This window comes from Amycolatopsis sp. NPDC058986, assembly GCF_042741125.1.
Lineage (GTDB): Bacteria > Actinomycetota > Actinomycetes > Mycobacteriales > Pseudonocardiaceae > Amycolatopsis.
Genome location: NZ_JBHYJW010000001.1, coordinates 326,161 through 342,026 on the forward strand (window position 1 = coordinate 326,161; position 15,866 = coordinate 342,026).

The following is a 15,866-nucleotide window of genomic DNA, read 5'->3' on the forward strand; positions in this document are numbered from 1 at the left end:
CGGTGGACGCAAGGAACACGGCGCGGGTCACGTCCGCTGTCCGGACCAAGCCGCCCACAGCGTCGCGTACCGGCCTCCGGCGGCGACCAGTTCGTCGTGTGTCCCCGTCTCGACGACGGCTCCCGCGTCGAGCACGACGATCCGATCCGACGCGGCGGCCTGGGTGAGCCGATGCGCCACGACGAGCCCGGTTCGTCCGGCCAGTGCCGCCGCCGCGGCGGCTTCGAGGGTTTTCGCGCCCGCGCTGCCCGCTTCGGCGGTGGCCTCGTCGAGGATCGCCACCGGGGGATCGGCCAGCACGAGCCGTACCAAGGCGAGCTGCTGCGCCTGGGTCACCGTGAGCTGGTGGCCGCCCTCGCCGACGACGGTGTCGAGGCCGTCGGGGAGCGCCTCGGCCCAGCCGAGTGCCCCCACGACGTCCAGCGCCGTCCGCAACTCGGCGTCGGTGGCTCCGGGTTTGGCAAGGCGCAGATCCTCGGCGAGTGGCCCGCTGAAGACGTGCACCTCCTGGCTGATCAGCGCCACCGCGCGGCGGGCCGCGTTCCCCGAGCCGAGTTCGACACCGCCGATCGACACCGAACCCGTGCCCGGCCGGTGGATTCCGGCGACGAGCTTGGCCAGCGTCGTCTTCCCGGCACCGCTCGCCCCGACGAGCGCGACCCGTTCCCCGGGCGCCACATCGAGGTCGACGTCCCGCAGCACTGGATGTCCGTCCACATAGGAGTGTCCAAGGGAGACGGTCTTGACCGAGGCGTCGATCGGCCGTGCGGGTCGTTCCGGTTCGGTCGTGGCGGGCAGATCGGCGACGCCGATGATCCGTGCCAGGCTCGCCGCCGCCGACTGCGCGTCGTCGACGAGCGCGAGCGCGACGTTGATCGGATTGAACAGGCTGTGGAAGTACAGCGCGGCCGCCGAGGCGACACCGACCGTCGCCGTGCCCGCGCCGACCAGCAGGAACCCGGTCGCGAGAATCGCGGACAGGCCGACGAACTCAGCGAGGTTGAGGCGGGAGAAGAACCGCGTCATCAGGCGGACGCCGCGCAGCGCGAGGCCGACGGCGGCGTCCGAGCGATCCCGCACCCGGTCGATGTGAGCGCCGGCGAGCCGGAACGCGCGGACGGTCGGTGCGCCGCCGATGGTGTCGAGCAGCTGTTGCTGCTGCGCGCCGACCGCCTCGCGCTGGGCGGCGTAGACCGGCTTCGCCCGCCGGACGTACCAGCGGACGGTGTGCAGCTGGATCGGTGCGGCGATCAGCGCCGCGATCAGGAACCGCCAGTCCAGCACGGCGAGCGCGACCAGCGTCAGCACGATCGTCAGCACGGACCGCGCGAGCTGCGGCAGCGCCTTGCGGACGGCGTCGGCGACCACGGAGACGTCGTTGGTGACACGGGCCGTGAGATCGCCGGACCCGGCGCGTTCGACCTGCTCCAGCGGCAGGTGCAGCGCGCGCTGCACGAAGCGTTCGCGCAGTTCGGCCAGCATCGTCTCGCCGAGCCGGGACACCAGCGACATGCCCAGCGCCGTCGCGATCGCCTGCGCGACCGCGACGAGCGCCAGCGCCACCACCGGGGTCACGAGTTCGGCCGCCGTGCGGTGCCCGGACACGATGTCGACGATCCGGCCGAGCAGCGGCGCGGTGAGCAGGCCGATCGCCGTCGCTCCGACGAGCAGGGCGAACGATCCGGCGGCCAGGAACCTTGCGCGGCCGAGAAGTTCGCCGAGGACGACACGGATCCGCTGCCCGGAGGCGGTCGGCAGCAGCTGGTTGTCCACTGTGGATGGAGAGGTCACGAGAGCACCACCGCCCGGTAGTCGGCCCGTTCGGCGACCAGGCCGGTGTGCGTGCCCTCGCCGGTGACGCGGCCGCCGTCGAGCAGGACGACGCGGTCGGTCGCGGCCAGCAGTGCGGGGCTGGTGGCCACCAGGATGGTGGTGCGGCCGCGACGCAACCGGGTCAGCCCCTCGGCGATGCGTGCCTCCGTGACGGTGTCCACCGCCGTTGTCGGATCGTGCAGCACGAGCACCGGCGCGTCCGCGGCGAGTGCCCTCGCGAGCGCGACCCGCTGCCGTTGCCCGCCGGACAGCGAACGTCCGCGTTCGGACACCGCCGTCGCGACTCCCGAGGGGAGCGCCGAAGCGACCTCGTCGGCCGCCGCGGCAGTCATCGCCTCGGCGGTACGAACGCCGCCCGCCCGGACGTTCTCCGCCAGCGTTCCGGCGAAGAGATCCGCGTCGTGGGCCGCGACCAGCACTACCTCTCTGAGTCGTTCGGGGTCCACTGTGGACAGTGGGGCCGCGTCGACCAGTACCGAGCCGGACGCCGGATCGGCAGTCCGGCTCAGGCAGTCGAGCAGCGCGGTGGCGTCCCCGGGATCGGCGGCGACGACTCCGAGCAACTCGCCGGGCCGCGCTTCGAGGTCGATCTCGCGCAGTTCTCCGTGGGAGACGGCGGAAAGCCGGACATGGCCGGTCGCCGGAGACGGCAGCGCGGCCGAGCCGCCGTCGACGGCGTGCGGCGCGGAAAGCACGGCCGCGATCCGGCCCGCCGAAGCCCGGCCCTGCGCCAGATCCGAGTTGACCTCGGCGAACACGGAGAACGGGGTGATGAGGTACTGCGCGAGACCGACAGCCGCGACGAGGTCGCCGACGCTGATGTGGCCGTCGAGCGCGAGCTTCCCGCCGACCAGCGCGACCACCGCGATGAAGATCCCGGTCAGCGCGAGCAACGCGCCGTTGTGCCAGGCCTGCGCCCGCGCCGCGCGCAACGTCGCCAGCAGCGAGGAGCGGCTCGTGCGGCGGTAGCGTTCGATCGCGGCCGGTTCGGCGCCGATGCCCTTGAGCACCCGCAATCCGGCGACGAGGTCGGTGGCGACGCCGGAGGCGTGCGCGGACCGTTCCTGTTCGGCCTCGCTGCGCCGTTCGAGGGGTTTGCCGATCAGGTGCGCCAGCACCAGGATCGGCGGCGTGCCGAGCAGGACGAGCAAGCCGAGCGGGACCGACATCCGCAGCAGCATGACCGCGCTGACGAGCAACCCGGACAACGCAGCGACGCCGAACGGGATGATCGCGTCGACGACGCCGACCCGCCGGGCGTCCGAGGTCCCGATGCTGACGAGTTCCCCGGCGAGGTTCCCGGTTTCGGCGCCACCGCGAGGGTGCAGCACGCGGCGGCTGACCTCGATACGGAGGTCGTGCGCGCTCCGTTCGGCGGCGCGCTCCGCGGCTCGCGCGCCGAAGCGGTAGCAATTGGACAATCCGGCGAACACGGCGCCGAGGACGGCGAGCCAGCCGAGGAGGACCCAGCCCGAGCCGCCGGCGACGGCCTGGTCGATCACGACACCGATGACGACCGGCACCAGCGCTTCGCCCGCCTGGTGTCCCGCGGCCAGCACGGAGGCGAACACGATCGGACGTCGCTGGCCGGCGATCGCGCGCCGCAGCACGTCCCGGCCGGTGATGCTCGCTGCCGTCACCGGCACCTCCGTATCGCTCAGGGGCTGGGTCGCGGGATAGGTAAGGCTAGTCTAAGTGCGGGCCCTCGTTGTCCCCCGTCCGGGCGTTCGGTTAGCCTCGCCTCAGTTCCCCGAGCCCGGAGGTTTCGTGACAGCGACGACGGCGAGTCCGCCGGTTCACGAGGGCAGTCCACCGGGAGCGCGGGGCCGGACCTTCCGCTCCGCCGGGCTGCTGGTGGCGCTCGCCGCGCTGGGGCTGGTGTTCCTGCTGAGCGTGTGGGTCGGCTCGAAGGGGATCCCGTTCACCGACACCTGGTCGGTCCTGTGGCACAACGACGGCTCCGCCGACGCGATCATCATCCATGACCAGCGCATCCCGCGGACCCTGCTCGGCGCGCTCGTCGGGGCCGCGCTCGGGCTGGCGGGCGCGGTGATGCAGGCGCTGACCCGTAATCCGCTCGCCGATCCCGGGCTGCTCGGGGTCAGCAACGGCGCCGCGGCCGCGGTCGTCTCGGCCATCGCCTTCGCCGGGGTGACCGGTGTGCTCGGGTATGTCTGGTTCGCCTTCCTCGGCGCGGCGGTCGCGGCGGTCGCGGTCTATGTGCTGGGCGCGGCGGGCCGCGGCGGCGCGACCCCGGACCGGCTCGTGATGTCGGGCGCGGCGATGAGCGCGGTGCTGATCGCCTACATCAACGCGATCCTGCTGATCGACCCGAAGACGTTCAACCAGTTCCGGTTCTGGGACGTCGGTTCGCTGTCCGGCCGCCGCTGGGACGTGCTGGCGCAGCTCTCGCCGTTCATCGGTGTCGGGATCGTGCTCGCGTTGTTCCTCGCCCGCCCGCTCAATGTCCTGGCACTGGGGGAGCAGACGGGCAAGGCACTCGGCGCGCACATCGGCCGGACGCGGGTGCTCGGCGCGATCGCGGTGACCCTGCTGTGTGGCGCTTCGACGGCGGCGATCGGGCCGATCGCGTTCATCGGGTTGGCGGTGCCTCAGGCGGTCCGCATTCTCGTCGGTCCCGATCAACGCTGGGTGCTGCCGTATTCGATGCTGCTGTCCCCGATCCTGCTCATCGGCGCGGACGTCCTGGGCCGGATCGTCAACCCGCCACAGGAACTCCAGGTCGGCATCGTGACGGCGTTCCTCGGTGCGCCCGTTTTCGTCGCCCTCTGCCGCCGCCGGAAGCTGGCCCGGCTGTGAACGTGGTGAAGGAGCGGCAAGGCCGCGTGCTGCGTACCCCGGGCGGCTCGGTGTCGATGCGGGTGACCCCGCGTGCGCTGATCGCCGGCGCCGTCCTGCTGGTGGCGGTGCTCGTCGTGAGCGCGATCAGCCTGACCACCGGTGATTACCCGGTGTCGGTCGGCGACGTCGTGAAGACACTTTTCGGCTTCGGCGACGCCGGCACCGAGTTCATCGTGACGACGCTGCGGCTTCCCCGGCTGCTGACCGGCTTGCTGGTCGGCGCGGCGCTCGGCGTCAGCGGCGCGATCCTGCAGAGCCTGACCGGGAATTCGCTCGGCAGCCCGGACGTCATCGGGTTCACCGAGGGGTCGGCCTCCGGCGCGCTGCTGGTGATCGTGCTGGCGCACGGCGGGATGCTGGAGATCGCGGCGGGCGCGCTGGCGGGCGGGCTTCTCACGGCATTGGTCGTCGGCCTGCTCGCGGCGCGGCGCGGGGTGCAGGGCTTCCGGCTGATCCTCGTCGGGATCGGTGTCTCGGCGATGCTCGTGGCGGCGAACAAGTACCTGATCACCCGCGCGTCGGTGCCGGACGCGGTGTCGGCGCAGGCCTGGCTCGTCGGCGGGCTCAACGGACGCGGCTGGGAACACGTCGTCCCGATGCTGATCGCCGTCGCGATCCTGCTGCCCCTCGCGTTCGGCTACGGCAGGCGGCTCGCGTTGCTGGAGATGGGCGACGACTCCGCGAAGGGGCTCGGCGTCCCGGTGGAGCGGAGCCGGATCGTGCTGATCGCGGTGAGCATCGGGCTGGCGTCGGTGGCCACCGCGGCCGCCGGGCCGATCACGTTCCTCGCGCTGGCGGCGCCGCAGCTGGCGAAACGGCTGGCGCGCTCGGCCCGGCCGGCGCTCGGTTCGGCCGCGTTGCTGGGAGCGCTGCTGCTGGTCGGCAGTGATCTGGTCACGCAGCGCGTGTTCGGGGAGGAAGGCCTGCCGGTCGGGATCGTGACCGGCGGGATCGGCGGGCTGTACCTGATCTGGCTGCTCAGCCACGAATGGCGCCGCAACCGCGGCTAAGTGCGAGCCGGAGTGTCCACTTCGGACTCGACGGGGGCGGGCTCGCCGAACCGGGCCAGCGCCAGCGCGGCCGCCACGGCGAGGACGAACCCGGCGACGGCGACGATCGCGAAGCCCGGCCGCGTCCGGTCGCCGAGTGCGAAAATCCCGATCAGCGAAGGGAAGACCGTCTCGCCGAGGACCATCATCGCGGTCGAGGTCGTGACGCTCCCGCGTTGCAGTGCGGTCGCGTAGAACAGCATCGCCATCGGCCCGGCGACCACCACCGTGTAGGTCGCGGGGTCGGTGAGCAGGTCGAGCGGGGCGAGGCTCGGGATGACCCGGCCCGCTATCGCGACGGCGCCGAAGCACAGGCCCGCCACCAGCCCGAGCGCGGGCGTCCGCACCCGGCGTCCCGCCTTCCCGGCGACGAACCCGCCGATCCCGAGCACCACGACGGCGCCGATCAGCACGAGCCGGAACCCGAGCCCGACCGGATCCGACCCCTCGCTCTCCGCCGACGTCCCGAGGAGCGCGAGCCCGGCGCAGACGAGGCCGACGGCGGCCCATTCCCGGCCGCCGAGCCGGATGCCGAGCACCCGCGCCGCGACGGCGGTCACCGCGAGGCTGGCCGCGAGCGCGGCCTGCACCACGAACAGCGGCAGGACGTGCAACGCGGCGATCTGGGCGACGAAACCGAGGACGTCGAGACCGACACCCACCACGAACCGCCACTGGCCGAGCACCCGCACCAGCAGCCGCGGATCGACCCCGGCGCGGTCGTCACCGCCGTTGTCGGCGGCGCGGGCGGCCACCGCCTGCATCACCGAAGCGACGCCGTACGCGCACGCGGCGCCCAAGGCGCAGAGCAGTCCCCACCACATGAGCCCAGCCTAGAGGTCGCGTTGCTCGCTGTAGGGTACGCGTCATGTCGAACGAGCGTTCGAGGATCGCGGAGCCGGTCGGCCGGTCGTGGCCGGCGAACATCGCGGACGACGAACTGCGCCTGCAGTGGGAGTTCCTGGCCTTCCTGCGCGCCACCGCGGTGAACAAGGTCGCCGGGCTGAGCCGCGCACAGGCCGCGGCGACCCCGCTGACGACATCGCCACGGATGAGCGCGCTGGGGGTGCTCAAGCACCTCACGGCGATGGAGCGGTGGTGGCTGTCGATCGAGGCCGGCGGCGCGGACCTGCCGTCGTTGTGGGCGGGTTCGCCGGATCCGAGCTGGGACCTCACGGGCGACGACGACCCGGTGTCGGTCGTCGGGGCCTATCGCGCGGAATGGGCGCACGCCGCCACGTCCACGGCCGGGCTCGGCGCGGGGGACCGGGCACGGCGCTCGCCGGACGAGTTCACGGTGCGCTGGATCCTCGCCCACGTCGTCCAGGAAACGGCCCGGCACGTCGGGCATCTGGACGTTCTGCGGGAGCTGGCCGACGGCGAGACCGGTGAATAACCGCGCGCCTTCCGGTGGCGCCAGCCGGTATGCTGAACGCGTGGCCGTCGTAGCGGAAACCCGCCGATTTACCGGCCCCCTGGCCCCCATCGGGCGCCGCGGGGAACCGGTGCCACCACACGCGCGCTGACCCGCCTCGCCGAGCGCTCCGGGGTCAAGGGGGAGAAGTCCCACCCGATCCCGTTCCGCTCAGGAGGCTTTGTCATGTCCATCCTCAGTTCCGCCCAGCTGGCCCGCGACCTCGCCGTACGCGATCTCAGCGATCCCACGGCAGGCCCGCACGCACTCCAACTCGTCGTCGAACGCGCCGTCAATGCGTTGGCGGCGTTGTGGGACTGCGAGATCCGCTGGTGTCGCGGCGACCGGATCGTCACCGTCGAGGACAACTACGACAACCTCGGCTACGACCCCGCCGACGTCACCCGCGACGCGCGCTACACCCGCTACGTCGACGAGCACCACATGCTGCGCAGCCATTCCAGCGCGCTGATCCCCGCCGCGCTGCGCTCGCTCGCCGCGGAGCCGGTCGACGATGTCCTGCTCGTGTGCCCCGGCGTCGTGTACCGCCGCGACAGCATCGACCGCCTGCACACCGGCACTCCGCACCAGCTCGACCTGTGGCGGATCACCCGGGGCGCGCCGATGGACGGCACCGCGCTGCACGGGATGATCACCGCGCTGCTGGCCGCGCTCGTGCCCGGCAAACCCGACCGCCGGGAACCCCGCCGTCATCCGTACACCCTCGGCGGCGTCCAGGTCGACGTCGAGCACCACGGCGAATGGGTCGAAGTCGCCGAATCCGGCGTCGCCCATCCCGGGGTCCTCGCCAAGGCCGGGCTGGACGGCGCCTGGTCGGGGCTGGCACTCGGCATGGGACTGGACCGGATGCTCATGCTGCTCAAGGGCGTTCCGGACATCCGGCTGCTGCGCTCGGCCGAAGCGGGCGTGGCTGCCCAGCTGGGCGACCTCGAGCCGTACCGGCCGGTGTCGGCGATGCCGCCGGTGCGCCGCGACCTCTCCATCGCCGTGGACGCCGACGACCTCGCCGAAGATCTCGGCGACCGCGTCCGCGACGCGCTGGGGCAGGACGCCGACAGCGTCGAATCGGTGGACATCCTCGCGGAGACGCCGTATGCCGAGCTGCCGGCGCGGGCGGTGGCGCGGCTCGGCGCGAGCCCGGTGCAGAAGAACCTGCTCGTCCGGATCGTGCTGCGGCCGCTCGGCGCGACGTTGTCCGATCACGAGGCCAACGTGCTGCGGGATCGGGTGTACGCCGCGCTGCACCGGGGCACCGTCGCGCAGTGGGCGGCGGGCGGGTCCTAGGGTGGGCCCATGGCAGATCGGCTGTACTTCCGGCAGTTGCTCGCGGGCCGTGACTTCGCGGTCGGCGACCCGGTGGCGACCCAGATGGTCAACTTCGCCTACCTGATCGGCGATCGCGAGACCGGCGACGCGGTGGTCGTCGACCCCGCGTACGCCGTGCGCGATCTGCTGGACGTGCTCGCCGCCGACGGCATGCGGCTCACCGGCGTGCTCGCGACGCACCATCATCCCGACCACGTCGGCGGCGAGATGATGGGGTTCTCGCTGCCCGGTATCGCCGAGCTGCTGGCGATCGAGCAGGTCCCGATCCACGTCAACGGCGCGGAGTCGGAGTGGGTGCGCAGGGTCACCGGCGTGTCCGGCACCGACCTGCGCACCCACGACCACGACGACGTCCTCGAGGTCGGAGCGATCCCGATCCGGCTGCTGCACACTCCCGGGCACACACCGGGCAGCCAATGCTTCCTGGTCGAGGACAAGCTCGTCTCGGGGGACACGCTGTTCCTCGAGGGCTGCGGCCGCACGGACTTCCCCGGCGGCGACGCGGACGCGATCTTCCGCAGCCTCCAGTGGCTGGCCGGGCTGCCGGGGGACCCGGTGGTCCATCCCGGGCACCAGTACTCGCCCGCGCCGTCGGCAGCGCTGTCGGAGGTCAAGTCGACGAACTTCGTCTTCCGGCCGCGCTCGTTGCAGGAGTGGCACCAGCTCTTCGGCGGCTGACGCGGTTTCTTCTCAGCTGTCGAGACCGTACAACGCCGCCGCGTTGCCCGAGGCGAACTTCTGACGGTCCACATCGGACGAGAAGTGCCCGAGGAGGGCGTCGATGTCCTCTTTGGACGGATGCTGGAAGGGATAGTCGGTCGAGAAGATCAGCCGGTCGGCCGAGGTCACCGACAAGGCGTGGTGCAGGAGCGCCGGGTTGAGCATGCCGGACGCGGTGATGAAGAAGTTCGACCGGAGGTAGTCCGAGACCTTGCGCCGCAAACCGGCGACGCGGGAAAGGCTGTCGGCGCGGTCCAGCCAGAACAGCAGCATTTCGCCCCAATGGCCGAGCACGACCTGGAGATCCGGATGCCGGTCGAACGTGCCGCGCAGAATCAGCCGCAACGCCGCGGTCCCGGCGTCCAGATGCCATCCCCAGCCGAAGGTGGCGAGGGCGAGATCGGTCGTCGGGTCGAAGCCGCGGTAGGACGCGTCGCGCACGGCACGCGACGGTAGTTGAGGATGGATGAACACCGGTTGGCCGAGTTCCGCGGCGGCCGCGAAGAAGTCGTCGTAGACGGGGTCGTCGAGGAAGCGGTCGCCCGAACGGCCGTAAACCATGGTGCCCACGTGGCCGAGTCCGGCGGCTCGTTCCAGCTCGCCCGCGACGTCCTGAGGTGCGGACAAGGGCAAGGTGGACAGTGCGCGGAACCGGGACGGGTTTTCGCGCACGGCCGCCGCGGCCGTGTCGTTGGCGGCGCGGCTCAACCGCAGTGCCTCGTGGGGCGGCAGCGGCTGGGTGCCCGGTGGTGTCAGCGCGAGGATCGACACGTCGATGCCCTGCGCGTCCATGGTCGCGATGCGGCCGGCGCCCAGATCCTCCAGCCGCTGCTGATGGTCGCCCATTTCGTTGAAGGCGAGGCTTTCGTCGCGGACCTCGGGCGGTAACGCGGTGAGGGCGGACGTCAGTTCCGGCAGGATCCAGTGTTCTTCGATGGCGATGAGAGTCATGGTTCACCCTTCGTTGGTGGCTGGGACGACTGGGTAGTGGCTTTCCCGCGGGGAACGCCCGGGGAAGGCCGCGTGCGAGAGCGCCGCGACTACGGCGAGCGCGGCGATGGTGATCGCCATGGGGACGGCGGAATGGCTGTCGCCCAGGCTGACGAGCGGGGAAACGAGGGCGGCGAGCCCGAACTGGGCCGCGCCGAGGACCGCCGATCCGGTGCCGGCGGCTCCGGGAACCGCGTCGAGGGCGATCGCCGTGGCAGGACCGAGGATGAACCCCAATGCCGACACCGCGAAGAAGATCGGGACGGGCAGCCAAACGGCGCTGACGGGCAGCAGTGCGAGGGCGAGCAACGCGAGTGAAGCGATGAGAAGCCAGAGGACGCCGATGACGAGGATGCGCCGCGGTTCGCCGCGACGCAGAAGCCGCGATGCTCCCGCGCTGCTCAGTACCAGGCCGAGCGCGTTGAGCGCGAACAGCAGGCCATAGCTGACAGCGCTCACCCCGATGACGGTCTGGTACAGGAAGGGTGACGCCGAGATGTAGGCCATCAGGACGGCGAACGAAAAGACGAAGGTGGCCGTGGTGGACACGTAGGCGCGGCGGCGCAACAGGCGGAATCCGCCGCCCCGGACCGTTCCTCTTTTCCCACGCGGCAGGCTTTCGCGCACGATCACCGCGGACCCGGTGAGCATGGCCACGGCCAGCCCCGCCAGGACGGCGAGGACTCCGCGCCACCGGACGTGATCGACCAGAAGACTGCCCAGCAGCGGAGCGACCACCGGGGCGACACCACTGACGATCATCATCAGGCTGAAGGCTCGAGCGGCGGCGCGGCCGGTTTCGAGGTCGGCGATGATCGCGCGGCCGATGACCATGCCCGCCGCGGCGCTCAGTCCCTGTACGAGGCGGGCGGCCAGGAGGATGCCGATCGTGGGCGAAAAGGCGGCGAGGACACTCGCGGCGACGAACAGCACCGAACCGGCGAGCAGCGGCCCTCGCCGTCCGAACCGGTCGGACACCGGCCCGAAGACGAGCTGACCCGCGGCGAGCCCGAGCAGGAACATCGTGAGGGTCAGCTGGATGGCCGTGTCGCTTGTGCGGAGGTCGGCGGCCATGCGCGGGAACGCGGACAGGTAGAGGTCGATCCCGAACGGCGCGACGCTGGCCAGCAGCGCGAGCGTGAGCAGGAGCGGGACGGTGATGGTGCTTCGGGGCGAGCTGGTCACCGAATCTCCTATCGAGTGATAGCTATCAATTGACAGCAAAGATAGCATCACGGAGTGGATGAAGCGCAAACGTCACGGCTGTTCGAGCTCGCCGACCTGATCCTGGCGGTCGGGCGGCAAATCCACGCTGCCAAGGAGAACGCTGCCAAGGAGTTCGCGGCCGAATCGTGGACGCCGCTGGAGAGCGCGGTGATGCGGTTCATCGACCGGAACCCGGGCACGTCGGCCGGTGCGGCGGCGGAGGCGACCCAGCTGATCTCCAGCAACTTCAGCAGGGCGGTGCGGAGCCTGGAGAAGAAGGGCCTCGTGCGCCGCGACGTCGATCAGCGCGACGGCAGGCGGGTTCGGCTGTACCCCACCGCGCGGGCGCGGGAGAACCTGCGGCAGCTCCGGGAAATCTGGAGCGGCCTGCTCGACGGGATCGTGTCCGATCCCCAGGAGATCGAGGCCGTGAACGCGATCCTGCGCCGCGTCGAAACCGGACTCGGCGCGCGAGCCCGCCGGGGCACCCAGCCCTGACGGCCAACCCGCGGGGAGTCCGCCGTGCAACCGTTCCTGCGGATTCGTTCACATCCCGGGACGCGCGGTCCACTGGTTGACTCGGTGCCGCGGGCGCGACGATGCTCGGGACCATGAACCGCGGCGCGCTCCTGGTTGCCCGTCTGCACGTCGATCTCCGGCAGCAGGCGAGCGCGGTCTGTCCGGCAGGCTGATTCGCGCCCCGGCGTTCGCCGGCCAGTTTCCCCTTCCCCTGAACGAAGTCCGGAGAAATCCGTGTCCTTTTCCACGGGCGTGCTCGCGCGCGCCGAACCGGCCGTGCCCGAGGCACCGCCGCGCCGCAGACGGTGGCGGCTGCCCAACCTGCGCCGCTGGATCAGCCCGCTGGCGCTCCTCGCGATCTGGCAGATCGCGAGTGCCACCGGGATCCTTTCGCCGGACAAGCTCAGCTCACCGTGGACGGTGCTGAAAGCCGCGGGCGAGGTCGTCCGCAGCGGGGAGCTGGGCACGGCGTTCGCGGTGTCGATCGGCAGGGTGGGCGCGGGGTTCGCGCTCGGCGCCGTCGCCGGGATCGCGCTCGGCGTCCTCGCCGGGCTGTCCCGCTGGGGCGAGGCGCTGGTCGACCCGCCGGTGCAGATGCTGCGGACCCTGCCGTTCCTCGGCCTGATCCCGCTGTTCATCCTGTGGTTCGGCATCGGCGAGCAGACGAAGATCTTCCTCGTCGCGCTCGGTGTCGCGTTCCCGCTGTACCTCAATGTCCACTCGGGAATCCGCACCACCGACGAACGGCTCGTCGAGGCCACCCGCGCGCTGGGTTTCAGCCGGCCGGAACGACTTTGGCACGTCGTGCTGCCGGGAGCGCTGCCGCAGGCGCTGGTCGGGCTGCGGCAGTCGCTGGGACTGGCGTGGCTGGCGCTGATCGTCGGCGAGACGGTGAACGCGGACGCCGGAGTCGGCTACCTCATCAACAACGCGAGGGACTTCCTGCGCACCGACGTCGTGGTCGTCGGTCTCATCGTCTACGCGCTCCTCGGGCTGGTCACCGACGCACTGGTCCGGCTCTTGGAAAGGAGGGCGTTGCGATGGCGCGCCCGGTGACGGTTTCGGGGCTGACCAAGCGGTTCGGTGACCGGACCGTCCTCAATGGACTCGAATTGACGATCGGCCGCGGCGAGTTCGTCGCGCTGCTCGGCCGCAGCGGTTCCGGAAAGTCCACCTTGCTGAAGGTGCTGGCAGGGCTCGACGGCGACGTCGAGGGCACCGCCGACGTCGAGGGCACGGTGTCCGTCGCGTTCCAGCAGCCGAGGTTGCTGCCGTGGCGGCGGGTGTGGCGCAACGTCGTACTGGGGCTGCGCCAGGACGGTGTCAGTCAGGCCCGCGACCGCGCGCTCGCCGAACGCGCGCTGGCGGAGGTCCAGCTCGGCGCGCACGCGGACGACTGGCCGCTGACGTTGTCCGGGGGCGAGGCGCAGCGGGTGTCGCTCGCCCGCGCGCTCGTGCGGGAACCCGACCTGCTGCTGCTCGACGAACCGTTCGGCGCGCTCGACGCGCTGACGCGGATCGCCATGCACCGCCTGGTCGAAGACCTGTGGCGGCGCCACGAACCGGCCGTCCTGCTGGTGACCCACGACGTCGACGAGGCACTGCTGCTCGCCGACCGGATCCTGGTCCTCGGGGAGGGCCGGATCGTCTCCGAACACGCCCTCGGCCGCCCCCGGCCGCGGGCGCTCACCGATCACGTCGAGGTCCGCGCGCGGGTGCTCGAAGACCTGGGAGTGACCGAAAATGCGCTGGCGTAGGACGATCACCGCGGCCGTGTCCGTACTGGCCCTCGGTGCGCTGACCGCCTGCGGCGCGTCGGAAGGCTCGACCGGGAAGGCCGCGGTTCCCGGCCCGGTCTCCGCGGCGGACCTGGCGAAGGTGACGCTCAAGGTGGGCGATCAGAAGGGCGGGGTGCAGGCACTGCTCACCGCGGCGAACCTCCTTGGCGATGTCCCGTACAAGATCGAATGGTCGACGTTCACCTCGGGACCGCCGCTGCTCGAAGCGGCGTCGGCGGGCGCGATCGACCTCGGCCGCGTCGGCAACACGCCGCCGATCTTCGCCGCCGCGGCCAAGGCGAAGATCGCCGTGGTGAGTGTCGCCACCAGCAACGTCGAACGCGAGGCGCTGCTCGTGCCGCCCGACTCGCCGGTCAAGGACGTCGCTTCGCTGCGGGGCAGGACGATCGGCGTTGCCAAGGGCAGTTCGGCACACGGCCAGATCCTCAACACCTTGCGGAAGGCTGGACTGTCCACAAAGGATGTCCAGCTGTCCTTCCTGCAGCCGTCGGAGGCCTACGCAGCGTTCACGCAGCACCGCATCGACGCCTGGGCGATCTGGGATCCGTACACCGCGCAGGCTCAGCTCGACGCGGGCGGCCGGGCGATCGCCGACGGCCGGGGCAGCTCGAACGGGCTGAGCTTCCAGGCCGCGAGCACGGCCGCGCTCGGCGACGCCGGCAAGAACGCCGCGATCAAGGACTATCTGATCCGCGTGGTCAAGGCGCAGAAATGGGCGGACACGCACCGCGCGGAATGGGCGAAGGCGTGGGCACAGGGGACCGGGTTGCGGCTCGACGTCGCGCAGAAGTCGGTCGACGCGGGCCGGGACCTGCCCACCCCGCTCGACGACACGGTGGTGAAGGCGGAACAACAGCTCGCCGACGCGTTCGGCGAGGACAGGACCCTGCCGGGCAAGGTGGACTTCGCGTCCTTTGTGGACCGGCGATACGGGCCCGAGCTGGAAGCCGTGAGGAGCAACGGATGAGCGTCACGCTGCACTGGTTCCTGCCCACCAGCGGGGACGGCCGGACGATCGTGGAACGCTTCCACGCCAACAAGTCCGCCGGACCGGTCGCGCAGCGGGACCCGGACATCGGCTACCTCGCCCAGGTCGCCCGCGCGGCCGAGCGCCAGGGCTTCGAAGGTGTGCTGACGCCCACCGGCACGTGGTGTGAGGACGCCTGGCTGACCACGGCCGCGTTGATCCGGGAGACCGAACGGCTGAAGTTCCTGGTCGCGTTCCGGCCGGGCGTCATCTCGCCGACGCTGGCCGCGCAGATGGCCGGGACGTTCCAGCGGCTGTCGGGCGGCCGGACGCTGCTCAACATCGTCACCGGCGGCGACGCCGTCGAACAGCGCCGCTTCGGCGACTGGCACGACCACGACCAGCGCTACGCCCGCACCGACGAGTTCCTGTCGATCGTGCGCGGGGTGTGGTCGGGCAAGCCGTTCGACTTCTCCGGCGAGCATCTGAAGGTCGAGGGCGCGACTACCCTGGCGGTGCCGGATCCCTTGCCGCCCCTGTATTTCGGCGGTTCCTCGCCTGCCGCGCTCCCGGTTGCCGCGCGGCACGTCGACGTCTACCTGACCTGGGGTGAACCGCCCGCGCAGGTGGCCGAGAAGATCGCCAAGGTCAGGGAGCTCGCGGCGGAACACGGCAGGACACTGCGCTTCGGCGTTCGTTTGCACACGATCTCGCGCGATACGTCGGCCGAAGCGTGGGCGGAGGCGCAGAAACTCCTCGACGCGTTGAGCCCGGAGCAGGTCGCGAAGGCGCAGAGCCAGCTGGCGGCGAGCGAGTCGATCGGCCAGCAGCGGATGGTCGCGCTGCACGGCGGCCGCCTCGACGCCGGGGTGCGCGGCCTGGAGATCCACCCGAACCTGTGGGCAGGGGTCGGCCTGGTACGCGGCGGTGCCGGCACGGCGCTCGTCGGCAGCCACGCCGAAGTCGCCGACCTCATCGAGGAATATCACTCGGTCGGAGTCGACGAGTTCGTCCTGTCCGGCTACCCGCACCTGGAGGAGGCGTACTGGTTCGGGGAGGGCGTCCGTCCCGAACTGGCGCGGCGCGGCCTGCTCGCCGATGTCCCGGCCCTGCGATCAGCCCACCCGGAACGCAACGTCGCCGCGCTCTGACGCGAGGCG

15 protein-coding genes are annotated in these 15,866 nt (G+C 71.4%); 10 read left to right on the forward strand and 5 right to left on the reverse strand.

All coding sequences use genetic code 11. From position 1 onward, the window contains the following. Positions 1-27: 27 nt before the first annotated feature. Both ACFW0G_RS01465 and ACFW0G_RS01470 read right to left on the reverse strand, forming a co-directional pair. Positions 28-1,773 carry an ABC transporter ATP-binding protein gene (locus tag ACFW0G_RS01465; protein WP_378322747.1) on the reverse strand — a complete coding sequence of 582 codons (1,746 nt, stop codon included), beginning with the start codon at positions 1,771-1,773 and terminating at the stop codon, positions 28-30. A gap of 14 nt (positions 1,774-1,787) precedes the next feature. Beyond that, positions 1,788-3,473, reverse strand: coding sequence for an ABC transporter ATP-binding protein (locus tag ACFW0G_RS01470; protein ID WP_378322646.1), 1,686 nt, complete (start codon positions 3,471-3,473; stop codon positions 1,788-1,790). A 127-nt stretch (positions 3,474-3,600) separates the two neighbouring features. On the opposite strand from ACFW0G_RS01470, the gene ACFW0G_RS01475 reads away from it, so the two are divergent. Further along, the gene (locus ACFW0G_RS01475) at positions 3,601-4,653 is read left to right on the forward strand and encodes a FecCD family ABC transporter permease (RefSeq protein ID WP_378322647.1); all 1,053 of its coding nucleotides are present in this window, start codon (positions 3,601-3,603) and stop codon (positions 4,651-4,653) included. A 56-nt stretch (positions 4,654-4,709) separates the two neighbouring features. After that, positions 4,710-5,705 (forward strand): FecCD family ABC transporter permease, encoded by a 996-nt coding sequence (locus ACFW0G_RS01480; protein ID WP_378322748.1) that lies wholly within the window; start codon positions 4,710-4,712, stop codon positions 5,703-5,705. Here ACFW0G_RS01480 and ACFW0G_RS01485 read toward each other — a convergent pair. Continuing rightward, entirely contained in the window at positions 5,702-6,568 is an 867-nt protein-coding gene (locus tag ACFW0G_RS01485; RefSeq protein ID WP_378322648.1) for a hypothetical protein, read from the reverse strand. The genes ACFW0G_RS01480 and ACFW0G_RS01485 overlap by 4 nt on opposite strands. A gap of 44 nt (positions 6,569-6,612) precedes the next feature. Between ACFW0G_RS01485 and ACFW0G_RS01490 the strand changes: the two genes are divergently transcribed. The 3 genes from ACFW0G_RS01490 to ACFW0G_RS01500 all read left to right on the forward strand — a co-directional run bounded on the left by ACFW0G_RS01490 (position 6,613) and on the right by ACFW0G_RS01500 (position 9,183). Then, positions 6,613-7,140 carry a DinB family protein gene (locus tag ACFW0G_RS01490; protein WP_378322649.1) on the forward strand — a complete coding sequence of 176 codons (528 nt, stop codon included), beginning with the start codon at positions 6,613-6,615 and terminating at the stop codon, positions 7,138-7,140. A 204-nt stretch (positions 7,141-7,344) separates the two neighbouring features. Continuing rightward, entirely contained in the window at positions 7,345-8,463 is a 1,119-nt protein-coding gene (locus ACFW0G_RS01495; protein WP_378322650.1) for a hypothetical protein, read from the forward strand. 9 nt (positions 8,464-8,472) lie between these two features. After that, entirely contained in the window at positions 8,473-9,183 is a 711-nt protein-coding gene (locus ACFW0G_RS01500; protein WP_378322651.1) for an MBL fold metallo-hydrolase, read from the forward strand. A 12-nt stretch (positions 9,184-9,195) separates the two neighbouring features. Here ACFW0G_RS01500 and ACFW0G_RS01505 read toward each other — a convergent pair whose 3' ends face one another. Together ACFW0G_RS01505 and ACFW0G_RS01510 are read right to left on the reverse strand one after the other, a co-directional pair. Beyond that, entirely contained in the window at positions 9,196-10,176 is a 981-nt protein-coding gene (locus ACFW0G_RS01505) for an amidohydrolase family protein (protein WP_378322652.1), read from the reverse strand. Positions 10,177-10,179: 3 nt separating this feature from the next. Beyond that, positions 10,180-11,400 carry a multidrug effflux MFS transporter gene (locus ACFW0G_RS01510; RefSeq protein ID WP_378322653.1) on the reverse strand — a complete coding sequence of 407 codons (1,221 nt, stop codon included), beginning with the start codon at positions 11,398-11,400 and terminating at the stop codon, positions 10,180-10,182. 54 nt (positions 11,401-11,454) lie between these two features. Between ACFW0G_RS01510 and ACFW0G_RS01515 the strand changes: the two genes are divergently transcribed. From ACFW0G_RS01515 to ACFW0G_RS01535, 5 genes are all read left to right on the forward strand, one after another. Further along, positions 11,455-11,919: a MarR family winged helix-turn-helix transcriptional regulator gene (locus ACFW0G_RS01515; protein ID WP_378322654.1), complete on the forward strand. Its 465-nt coding sequence runs from the start codon at positions 11,455-11,457 to the stop codon at positions 11,917-11,919. Between the two features lie 255 nt (positions 11,920-12,174). Next, complete coding sequence (locus ACFW0G_RS01520; protein WP_378322655.1) at positions 12,175-12,996, forward strand: ABC transporter permease; 822 nt, start codon at positions 12,175-12,177, stop codon at positions 12,994-12,996. Then, positions 12,981-13,697: an ABC transporter ATP-binding protein gene (locus ACFW0G_RS01525; RefSeq protein WP_378322656.1), complete on the forward strand. Its 717-nt coding sequence runs from the start codon at positions 12,981-12,983 to the stop codon at positions 13,695-13,697. The genes ACFW0G_RS01520 and ACFW0G_RS01525 overlap by 16 nt, the downstream gene beginning before the upstream one ends. After that, entirely contained in the window at positions 13,684-14,706 is a 1,023-nt protein-coding gene (locus ACFW0G_RS01530) for an ABC transporter substrate-binding protein (RefSeq protein WP_378322657.1), read from the forward strand. The genes ACFW0G_RS01525 and ACFW0G_RS01530 overlap by 14 nt, the downstream gene beginning before the upstream one ends. Beyond that, positions 14,703-15,857 carry an LLM class flavin-dependent oxidoreductase gene (locus ACFW0G_RS01535; protein WP_378322658.1) on the forward strand — a complete coding sequence of 385 codons (1,155 nt, stop codon included), beginning with the start codon at positions 14,703-14,705 and terminating at the stop codon, positions 15,855-15,857. The genes ACFW0G_RS01530 and ACFW0G_RS01535 overlap by 4 nt, the downstream gene beginning before the upstream one ends. Positions 15,858-15,866 lie beyond the last annotated feature (9 nt).